This window comes from Natronomonas sp., assembly GCF_046710025.1.
GTDB lineage: Archaea > Halobacteriota > Halobacteria > Halobacteriales > Haloarculaceae > Natronomonas.
On sequence record NZ_JBKEGK010000091.1, the window covers coordinates 1 to 9,355 of the forward strand.

Sequence of the window (9,355 nt, forward strand, 5' to 3'; positions counted from 1 at the left end):
GGGACGAGCAGCGCGGCCGCCCGTCGGTCGACCCGAGCCACCGTCGCGATCGTCCCCAGAATCGCGATCAAGAGGGCGACGATCACCGCGAGCCCGAGTCCTGGGCGCCGGAGCCCAAAAAAGACCGGTGTCCACGCGAGGTTGAGCGCGAACTGGACGGCGAAGGTGGCAAGCGCGAGTCGGACATCGGGGCGGTCGGTTCCCTGATTATAAACGATCGAGAGCGAGAGTCCCATCAGAGTGAAAAGCGCTGTCCAGGCCACTGGGAATGCGATCCCCGGCGGGTAGAACCACGGTTCCTCCAGCCAACTTGTGTCGGTGCTGACGAAGACGGCCGGAAGCGCTCCAAGCACGTTCATCGTAACGACGAAGCCGACGGTCTGAAGCAGCCTCCGCCGCCGGTCCGAAAGAGCGGACATGATCAGGGACATCTGTGGGTAGCCGGGGATTTGTCAGTCGCACCGGGGACCTCTATGAGTACTCAGCAGCTGAGTGAGTAGTCAGGATCGGGTCAATCGTGGTTTGGACACTCCGAAGCCGATCAGTACGCCTCCGCGAGCCCTGAGAGTGCCTCGTGGTCAGTCGTGGTATGAGGGGCAGTTAATGGCGAAACGCTGATACGACCCTCAAGGACGGCGCGACGGTCGCTCCCAACAGGGTCCGGGACCGACCCCTCGGCCATCAGTTCCCAGATCCGATCGTGAATGCGAACCGTCCCGTCGCCGTTCGACTCGGCGTCCATTCGGTAGACGTGCGACGGGCGGGTGACCTCCATCCGGGCGTCGCCGTCCGCAGACGACACCGGCGCGTTGACGTTGAGATAGTCGGTCGTTTCGAACACGTCGACGTTCTGGGCGTGTTCGGCGAGGTACTCGACCGCTCGGGCAGCCTCGTGGAAGTGCTCGGGATTGGCAGAGAACTCCTCGAACGTGAACTCTCCGGCGGGGAAATAGACGGACGCCGCAATAGCCGGTACGTCGAAGAACGTCGCCTCGACGGCCGCCGACACCGTTCCCGACCGGCCGAGGACGTACGCGCCGAGGTTCGCGCCCTGGTTGATTCCGGAGACCACCATGTCAGGGTCGAAATCCAACGACCCGAGAGTCGCGACGACGCAATCGCTCGGCGTTCCCTCGACTACATAGCCCATCTCGTGTTCAGTCAACTCGACCGTTCGCGAAAGCTGTCGGCCGACAGAACTCTGGTCGTTGGCCGGTGCGACGACTGTCACGTCAGCCACCGCCGAGAGACGATCGTAGAGCGCGCGGATACCGACGGCGTCGATCCCGTCGTCGTTCGTAAGCAGTATTTTCATACGTTTGCTGGGTTCGCGTCCCGAAAAAGGCCGTCGCTGTCGGGCATTGATTCGGTCACATCCGATGTGGCTGGTGGGCTTACATCAGGATGGGTCGATGCGGTCGCGTACGTGGTGGAGACCAACATCCCCGTGCCCGTCCCGGAAGTCGGCGGCATCAAACACCCAACAGGCCGCGGACATTCTTGAGATACAACGAGGGCGCACGGCCCCTGCTATCGTCGACTGCCCGCCTGATAACCGGGCCGACATCCTCGGCGATCCCCTCGCCGTGGCCGACGAGCAGTCGGTCGGGGTCGTAGCTCCGGAGATCCGTCGGGGGCAGGACGCGCAACATCGGGTGAACGCCGAGTTCCTCCGCCGGTGCCCGGAAGTATTCGACGGTCCCGAGCGCCTCGGGGACAACAAGCGTTTCGCCGTCGAAGAGCGTCGCCTCCTGCCACAGTGGGTTGTCGATCAACCGGCCGACTTGGAACCCAGCGAGGTCGCTCCCGAAACGCCGGGTCGGGACATCGATATCGCTCGCGACGCCATCCATCCATTCCGGGATGTAAACCGCTACATCGTGTCGGTCCGCGACGGTCGCCGCGTCGCGTTTGTGCCTGTCGAGCAGCACGACAACGCCTTCCGGATCGGCGTACTCCGAGAGCAGGTCGTCGAGTCCCGCAGCATCAACGGGGTCGATGATCCACAACCCGCCTTCGCTCTCGACGGCGTGGGAGGCGCGCTGCATTGTTTCCTCTGGGTGGGCAATCCATCCGACGCCATCTTCGAACCGGTCGACGACGGTCAACTCGCCCGTACCGGAGCGTTTCATTGGCATGAAATCACTACGCCGTCGTGGCTGATAAACGCGACCCCCGCGGCAGTGGGGGCATGACACCACTATTTCCGGAGCTTCTATACTCTTAGAGCGGCTTGTGGTGGCGTATATTCTTGTTTAGATAGCATCGGGTGTCGCGGTTCCGTTTATACTGACCTACCCTCCGTCGTTTCCGAAGCTTTCGTTCCGATCGGGTAGTTCTGAGCCAGAGGGGAGAGATTGCGCAGTAAGGACTTATTCGGGGGAATTAGTCGGGAAGCCTTTCGGAGTATGCCATGACCGTCAACATAATTACCGGCAGTTCTCAGGGGCAACCCTCCGACGTTTCCGGAGCTTTTTGTTGGTAAATGGGTTAGAGACGAGAGATGAAGGAAAAGACACAGACACCACTGTTTCCGGAGCTATCTATGAGAGGGAAGATGGGGGGTAGCGAGTATATAAATGAAAACCAGTAGTGATCCTTTGCTACGGGAAATTATTAATCTTAATTAGGTAACTATTAATCTTAACCAGGGTGGCTACTGATATATCCACATAACATATATGCACATAATATATATGCACATAAGCTTCTAACGTGTATACATGTTAACATATCCAGACAATTCATAAGTTGTAACACATATTGTCACCTACTTATATTAATATTTATATATAAATATGTTAGAATCTTATAGATTGGCGCTTATGTAATTGTTATCTACCGATTGAGGGTTTATTCAGGTTGGCGTTTATCTAAATTAGTATTTATTGATCGGTGTTTGCCTGGATTAACATGTATCTAAGCTAAATTTCTAGCTGAAAATATTTGATTTATTTTTATTTCGTTAGAAACTGAATACTAAGGCTTTGTTTCTTATTTCGCCATATTAAATCTTTTGCTATGACACCCCCACTGTACATACCACGGCCTACTACAACCCATAGCTCCGGAAACGACGGGGAGTGTGTGTTATATACTATTCGTAGCTAAGGAAACACCGGTGTGGCACACGTATATAAAAAGACGAGCTCCGGATGCTCCGGAAGCTACGGAAACAGAGGGTTTAATATAGCGTGGCGTAACGGCGTTCCATGGGGATGTTTCAGCGAGATCGTCGGGTATTTGCCGATGCTGAACCCCTCGACGACTCCTACGAACCCGAGGACATCCGAGAACGCGACGAGGAACTCGAAAAGTACCAGCGCGCGCTCCAGCCGATCATCGACAACCGCCCGACATCGAACATTTTCTTATACGGGAAGACAGGAACTGGGAAGACCGTCGCGACGAAATTCATGTTGTCGCATCTTGAGGACGACGCCGCCCAATACGACGACATCGATCTCTCGACGGTCTGGGTCAGTTGTGAAAACCTCTCGTCGTCGTATCAGGTCGCCGTTGCGCTCGTCAACGAACTGCGGGAGAGCAGAGGTGGGGACCGAATCAGCACGACCGGCTACTCCCAACAACGGGTGTTCGACATCCTCTACGAGGAACTCGACGTGCTCGGCGGGACGGTCGTGATCGTCCTCGACGAGATCGACAATATCGGACACTCCGACGATATCCTCTATGGGCTACCACGAGCGCGCTCGAACGGCTACGTCGAGGACATCCGCCCTGTTATCGTCGGCATCAGCAACGACTTTCAGTTTCGGGACAACCTCTCGCCAAAGGTCAAGGACACCCTGGCTGAAAAGGAGATTCTCTTTCCGCCGTACGACGCCAACCAACTCCGCTCGATCCTCGAACCACGCGCCGAGAAGGCGTTCCACGACGGCGTTCTCAACGGGGACGTCGTGCCGCTCTGCTCGGCTTTCGCCGCACAGGATACAGGGTCGGCACGGCAGGCGATCCGTCTGCTCCGGGAGGCGGGCGAACTCGCCCAAGCCGATGGATCAGAAACGATAACCGAAGATCACGTCCGGGATGCTCAGGACGAACTCGAAAAAAACCAGCTCTACGAGGGGATGCAGGAACTCACGACGCAGGGCCACGCTGTCCTCTGTGCGCTCGCTTACCACGAGGCACTGGACGAGGTTCCGGTCAGGTCCCGCGATCTGTACAAGCGATACGCCAGGATCTGTGATCGGCTCGACACCGACAGCGTGAGCGAGCGCCGTGTCCGCGATCACCTCTCGGACATGAATATGCTCGGACTCATACGCGTTTACGAGCGGAACGAGGGGCTTTCGGCCGGCCGATATCACGAATACGAACTCGATGTTCCGTTGCGTGCTGTGCTCGATGTCCTACTCTCGACGAGCCGTTTTGAAGACCTCGCAGGGATCATCCGTTCGGCGGCCGATGACAATGACCGCTTGCAGTCCAACATCTCGGGTTACTGAACTCGCTTTTTTCAGGCAATCGGGACGCCCTTTTTATACTACTGAGCCAACTTTTGCGGACTACAGAGTACATCGGTTCTCCCTGTCCGACAGTCCGGGGTATCAAAAGCTCCGGAAATGGTGGGGTATACCGCTGGCCTCTCAGACTCAAGCTAAGGCCGCTGGACCTGTAGAGGACGATCCATGTCGAGGTACAGGAGGGGCAAGTGGAAACAGTAGCGAGGTACAGGAGGGGCAAGTGGAAACAGTAGCAAAGTACAGGAGGTGCGGGTGGACACGGTAGAGATGACCACGTTCCTATGCGCGAAAGCTTCGGAAACGGTGGTGTGTGATGCGACGCCACGGCGGAACTCATCGGAGGACCGCGAGCATGAGAAGCGCGAACGAGAGCAGTGCCAATAGGACAACAACTCCCCCGATCGGAACGTCGGACAGTTTGGAGGGCATCGACGGTAGTGATGCGGTGTGGGATTATAAATCGTCCGTCAGACGCCCCGGCTTGGCGCAAAGCGATTATATTACGGACTACGTCGCTCTGTCCTCTCTGATGCACTCATCGGATATGTTCGCGCACACGACGCCAGCAGCGTGATCGACCACACGACCTCATCGTCCTTCGAACTCCGGTTCCCGATCTTCCTGGAAGGCGGCGACAGCTTCCTCGTGATCTCGCGTCTGCGCACAGATCCGCTGAGCGCGGGTCGCATCCGCAAACGCCTCCTCTAGGGTGGAATCGAAGCTGTCGTTGACCAACCGCTTGCTCTCGGCGAGAGCGATTGGCGGCTGGTCGGCCAACTCGTGGGCAAACTCGACGGCCGCCTCATGGGCGTCGTCGGCGAGTTCCCTGGCGAGGTCCCACTCGACAATCTCCTCTCCCTCCAGTTTCCGACCAGTTAATATGAGTTCCTTCGCGCGGGCCTCGCCGATGAGGCGGGGCAACAGATACGCCCCGCCGTCGCCGGGGACGAATCCGACGTCGATGAACGTCTCGCCGAGGACGCCCGCCTCGCCAGCGACCCGGAAATCACATGCAAGAGCTGTGTCACACCCCGCCCCGAGGGCGTATCCATCGACCGCGGCGACGACCGGCGTGCCGATCCTACGAATCGTCGCAACGACGTCTTGGAAAAGCCCAAGACCCCGTTCGTACTCGGCAAATTCCATCTCCGGTGTCAGCGGCATATCGGTCAGGTCCACGCCCGAGCAGAACGCGTCCCCAGCGCCTGCCAGCACGATCGCCCGGATATCGTCATTGGCGTCGAGTCGCTCGAACGCCTCGACGGCCCCGAGGAGCAATGGCTTGTTGTACGCGTTCAGCGCGTCTGATCGGTCGTATGTCACGCACGCGACGTGCTCGTGGGGGCGCTCAATCTCGATCGGCGCGTCGATATCGATCATCGTCTACCCCTCATGTAGTGTTAGGACATACAAATATCGCCCGCGCACTATCTCGGTGAGAGGCATACGGGCATCGTCCGCGCACTGTCTCATATAAAGCGCTTACAATCATAACTTGAGGGCTGTACTATGAGGTGATATATATCGGATCACTGCCGTTCGTGCCGGCTTGTACACAGTTCATAACGCCGCTACACACCTACGAACCACCGCCACCGCTGTTCGAGCGGCCCTTCGACCGCCTCAAGTAGCGCTCCTGCCCGCCGAACCCGTTCGTCGGCCGCCAATCCGGGATAGAGGCGGGCGGACATGGCGGGAATGGTGTAAAACGCCCGGAGGTCGGCCGCCGTCGTCCGGAACGCCCACGTCCCAGATTCGACATCGAATACCGCGTCGAGAGCGTCCTTGACGGCACCAACACTCGTCGGCGAGCGCGAGTCCCGCGCGAGCGACGCGAAGACATCCTCGCCATCGTCGGTTGTCCAGCCGAGAGGGGCAACGGCACCGACGGCGCCGCCGGGACGAAGCACCCGGCGGGCCTCTCGGGCGGCCCGCCCGGGATCGGGGCTTAAAAACAGTGACGCGGTGAACGCGACGGCGTCGAACGCATCTCTGGCGAACGGAAGGTGATCGAAATCGGCCTGAACGGTGGGCACGGTAGCACACTCACGCAGCATCCGGGCGCTGAGATCCAACGCGACGGTCGCGACGCCTCGGCCGTCGAACACCCGGGTGCTGATCCCCGACCCAGCGCCGGCGTCTAACAACGAGTCGACCAGGCGCGCGGCGCGGGTCAACTCGTCGTAGAGTCGGTCAGCAAGCGCCTCAAACCGCCCCGTTCGCCGCTCGTAGCGTTCGTAGGCGTCGGGGCTCTCGTCGAAGTTGGCGCGGATAGCGTCTTTCATAGGGGGTGTGTGATACGGTCTTCCGCGTGGCACATGACAGCGACTCTGTGCACCCCACTATGTTATACTATCGCCCATGGCACGGCTGGTGGTCACATCGAAGAGAGTATTCCGATGTATCGGCGGAGCGAATTAGCACAATCGCGTGATCTACAGTCGGGTGGCCTCGATCGACAGCCCAGATCTAGACGTTTAACTGTACCCGAGGCGTTGAGTTCAGTATGAAACGGACATCCTCCCGACGGTCGTTTCTCGCTGCCGGCGGGGCGGCCGCACTGACAGCGCTCGCCGGCTGTTCGGCCAGCGGATCGGAGATCGACCCGAGTGAGATCGACGATGGGTCCCGCCCGGCGATCGGCGCGTCGGACGCGCCGGTCACGATGGCCGTCTTCGAGGACTTCAGTTGTCCGCACTGCCAGCGGTTCACGCTTAATACCACGCCGGTAATCGTCCAGCAGTACGTCGAACCGGGCGATGTCCGGTATCTTCACGCCGACTTCCCGATTCCAGTCGACGATTGGTCCTACCCCGCCGCGAACGCCGGCCACGCCGTCTTCGAGGAAGCCGACAACGACGCCTTCTGGGCGTTCACGATGGCTCTCTTCGAGGACCAACGGAGCTACTCGCTGGACGTCTTCGAGGACATCGCCGAGGAAGTCGCTGGCGTCGGGGCGGCCGCCCGAAGCGCCGCCGAGGAAGGGGCCTACCGGGACAGAATCGACGCCGACCGCCAGCGCGGCGACACCTGGGGAGTCAGCGGGACGCCGACGGTGTTCGTCGAGGACGAGCAGGTCGAACTCGACGGGATCGCCGAGGCGATCGAGAGCCGCTTATAAGTGTCGGCGTGGCGCGGTTCGCGCCAGTTCCGAGCCCAAAACCATTCCACAGCCGCCCTAAAGGCAAACCTATCTTTTCAGCAGCCCACCCGGAACCACCTCGGCAGCTATCCCGGTAACACTGGGGTTAGCAGTAACTCAAGTACACCGGGCTCGTACTGTCGGCCGATGACCGATCCGACACCGACGCCCGGCATCCACCACGTCACGTGCGTCGCAGGCGACCCACAGCGAAATCTGGACTTTTGGGCCGAGACGCTCGGCCTCCGAGTGGTCAAGCGCTCGGTCAATCAAGATGATCCTGAAACGTATCACTTCTTTTTCGCCGACGCCGAGGGGACACCGGGAACGAGCATAACGTTCTTTCCGTGGTTGAACCTCTCCGCCGGCACGGTCGGTACCGGCCAGGTCTCACGGACAGCGTTCCGAGTCCCCTCTGGGAGTCTCGACTTCTGGGAGGAGCGCTTCGACGACCACGGTGTCGAATATGACGACCGCATCGAGCGCTTCGGTGAGGCTGCCCTCCCGTTCAGGGATCCCGACGGCCTGCCGGTTGAGTTAGTCGAAGTCGACATACCCGACGATGACCCGACCGTTCCGTGGACGGCGTTCATCCCGGAGTCGGCGGCGATCCGCGGGTTCCACTCGGTGACGCTGTGGCTCACCGACCCGGGGCCGACCGAGGAGTTGCTCCGGACGATGGGCTTCGAAGAGCAGGGCAGCGAGGAGCCACCGGGCGATGCGCCGGGCGACAAACGGACCCGGTTTTCGGCGGTCGGCCCCGTCGGAACACACGTCGATGTGGTGCCGACCGTCGAGAGCGGCCAACAGGGCCACGGGACGGTCCATCACGTCGCCTTCCGGACGCCAACTGACGAGGACCAAGCGTCGATGCGGCGAGCCGTCCAGTCGGCCGGGTTGCGTCCGACGGGACAGATCGACCGCCACTGGTTCCGATCCGTCTACTTCCGGGAGTTTGGGGGCGTGCTGTTCGAACTCGCCACGAGCGGCCCGGGATACACGAGCGACGAACCCCTGGCCGAACTCGGCGAGCGGCTCGTCCTCCCCGGCGAGTTCGGCGACCGACGCAGGGAAATCGAGGCGGCACTGCCGAACGTGACAATCCCGCGTCCCGAGACAGCCGACGCCGACTGAGGCCGGCGAAAGCGACTGAGGCCGGCGAAAGCGACTGAGGCCGGCGAAAGCGAATGCCGGACGGAGTGGGGGCAGATGTCGGACGGGACCGAAGCAAGAAAATCGATACCGGCGATCCGTCTTTGAAGACACGAAAACGCCAACTGTCCCCCCACGGCCTTTTTACTCTCCGACGCCGAGTATTGGTATGACAGACAGCTCGGAGACAGCATTCGAGACAGAGCGGCGGGCGGCACAGGAACTGCTGGCTGACGACTCGATCACGGCGCTGTACGTCGGCGTTGTCAGCGACGACGAATCCCTTGAGACGACGTTCGCACAGACGGCTGATGACCCGCAACAGGAGGGTCTACAGGCACTGTCGCTGCTTGCCGCGCACGTCCGTCTCGTCGCGAACGAAGCCGGCGTCGAACCGGCTGCGGTGGCGGGAGATGCGGCGACACTCGCCGGCCGGATGGACGAGCTCTCGCCCGAGGGACTGGCCGACGCGAGAGATAGCGATGATGGCGGGGAGGTCGATTGATGAGAAGATCGAGTGAGGGAAAATCAAGTGACGGAAAATCAAGTGACGGGGGGAGAACATCACAGAAAG

Annotated in this window: 9 protein-coding genes; 4 read left to right on the forward strand and 5 right to left on the reverse strand. The window is 60.2% G+C overall.

Annotated features, from left to right (window positions below):
* From ACI944_RS07790 to ACI944_RS07800, 3 genes are all read right to left on the reverse strand, one after another.
* Positions 1 to 419 (reverse strand): TspO/MBR family protein (locus tag ACI944_RS07790; RefSeq protein WP_411718488.1); only part of this gene is annotated, 419 nt, incomplete at its 3' end.
* Between the two features lie 122 nt (positions 420 to 541).
* Complete coding sequence (gene surE / locus ACI944_RS07795) at positions 542 to 1,315, reverse strand: 5'/3'-nucleotidase SurE (protein ID WP_411718489.1); 774 nt, start codon at positions 1,313 to 1,315, stop codon at positions 542 to 544.
* 157 nt (positions 1,316 to 1,472) lie between these two features.
* A complete protein-coding gene (locus tag ACI944_RS07800; RefSeq protein ID WP_411718490.1) occupies positions 1,473 to 2,138 on the reverse strand; it encodes a hypothetical protein in 666 nt (221 codons plus the stop codon).
* 1,074 nt (positions 2,139 to 3,212) lie between these two features.
* On the opposite strand from ACI944_RS07800, the gene ACI944_RS07805 reads away from it, so the two are divergent.
* Positions 3,213 to 4,469, forward strand: a complete 1,257-nt coding sequence (locus ACI944_RS07805; protein ID WP_411718491.1) for an orc1/cdc6 family replication initiation protein — start codon at positions 3,213 to 3,215, stop codon at positions 4,467 to 4,469.
* A gap of 606 nt (positions 4,470 to 5,075) precedes the next feature.
* On the opposite strand, the gene ACI944_RS07810 is transcribed toward ACI944_RS07805, so the two are convergent.
* Both ACI944_RS07810 and ACI944_RS07815 read right to left on the reverse strand, forming a co-directional pair.
* Positions 5,076 to 5,867: an enoyl-CoA hydratase/isomerase family protein gene (locus ACI944_RS07810; protein WP_411718492.1), complete on the reverse strand. Its 792-nt coding sequence runs from the start codon at positions 5,865 to 5,867 to the stop codon at positions 5,076 to 5,078.
* A gap of 191 nt (positions 5,868 to 6,058) precedes the next feature.
* The gene (locus ACI944_RS07815; RefSeq protein ID WP_411718493.1) at positions 6,059 to 6,772 is read right to left on the reverse strand and encodes a class I SAM-dependent methyltransferase; all 714 of its coding nucleotides are present in this window, start codon (positions 6,770 to 6,772) and stop codon (positions 6,059 to 6,061) included.
* A 221-nt stretch (positions 6,773 to 6,993) separates the two neighbouring features.
* On the opposite strand from ACI944_RS07815, the gene ACI944_RS07820 reads away from it, so the two are divergent.
* The 3 genes from ACI944_RS07820 to ACI944_RS07830 all read left to right on the forward strand — a co-directional run bounded on the left by ACI944_RS07820 (position 6,994) and on the right by ACI944_RS07830 (position 9,286).
* Entirely contained in the window at positions 6,994 to 7,608 is a 615-nt protein-coding gene (locus ACI944_RS07820) for a DsbA family protein (RefSeq protein WP_411718494.1), read from the forward strand.
* 168 nt (positions 7,609 to 7,776) lie between these two features.
* Positions 7,777 to 8,763, forward strand: coding sequence for a VOC family protein (locus tag ACI944_RS07825; protein ID WP_411718495.1), 987 nt, complete (start codon positions 7,777 to 7,779; stop codon positions 8,761 to 8,763).
* 187 nt (positions 8,764 to 8,950) lie between these two features.
* Positions 8,951 to 9,286 carry a hypothetical protein gene (locus tag ACI944_RS07830; protein WP_411718496.1) on the forward strand — a complete coding sequence of 112 codons (336 nt, stop codon included), beginning with the start codon at positions 8,951 to 8,953 and terminating at the stop codon, positions 9,284 to 9,286.
* Positions 9,287 to 9,355: the final 69 nt, after the last annotated feature.

What these genes read in the sequence shown, in the direction of transcription:
- ACI944_RS07820 (WP_411718494.1), top strand. Translation starts at nt 6,994, where the DNA reads ATGAAACGGACATCCTCCCGACGGTCGTTTCTCGCTGCCGGCGGGGCG.
- ACI944_RS07810 (WP_411718492.1), bottom strand. Translation starts at nt 5,867, where the DNA reads ATGATCGATATCGACGCGCCGATCGAGATTGAGCGCCCCCACGAGCAC.
- ACI944_RS07800 (WP_411718490.1), bottom strand. Translation starts at nt 2,138, where the DNA reads ATGCCAATGAAACGCTCCGGTACGGGCGAGTTGACCGTCGTCGACCGG.
- ACI944_RS07805 (WP_411718491.1), top strand. Translation starts at nt 3,213, where the DNA reads ATGGGGATGTTTCAGCGAGATCGTCGGGTATTTGCCGATGCTGAACCC.
- ACI944_RS07815 (WP_411718493.1), bottom strand. Translation starts at nt 6,772, where the DNA reads ATGAAAGACGCTATCCGCGCCAACTTCGACGAGAGCCCCGACGCCTAC.
- ACI944_RS07830 (WP_411718496.1), top strand. Translation starts at nt 8,951, where the DNA reads ATGACAGACAGCTCGGAGACAGCATTCGAGACAGAGCGGCGGGCGGCA.
- ACI944_RS07825 (WP_411718495.1), top strand. Translation starts at nt 7,777, where the DNA reads ATGACCGATCCGACACCGACGCCCGGCATCCACCACGTCACGTGCGTC.
- surE (WP_411718489.1), bottom strand. Translation starts at nt 1,315, where the DNA reads ATGAAAATACTGCTTACGAACGACGACGGGATCGACGCCGTCGGTATC.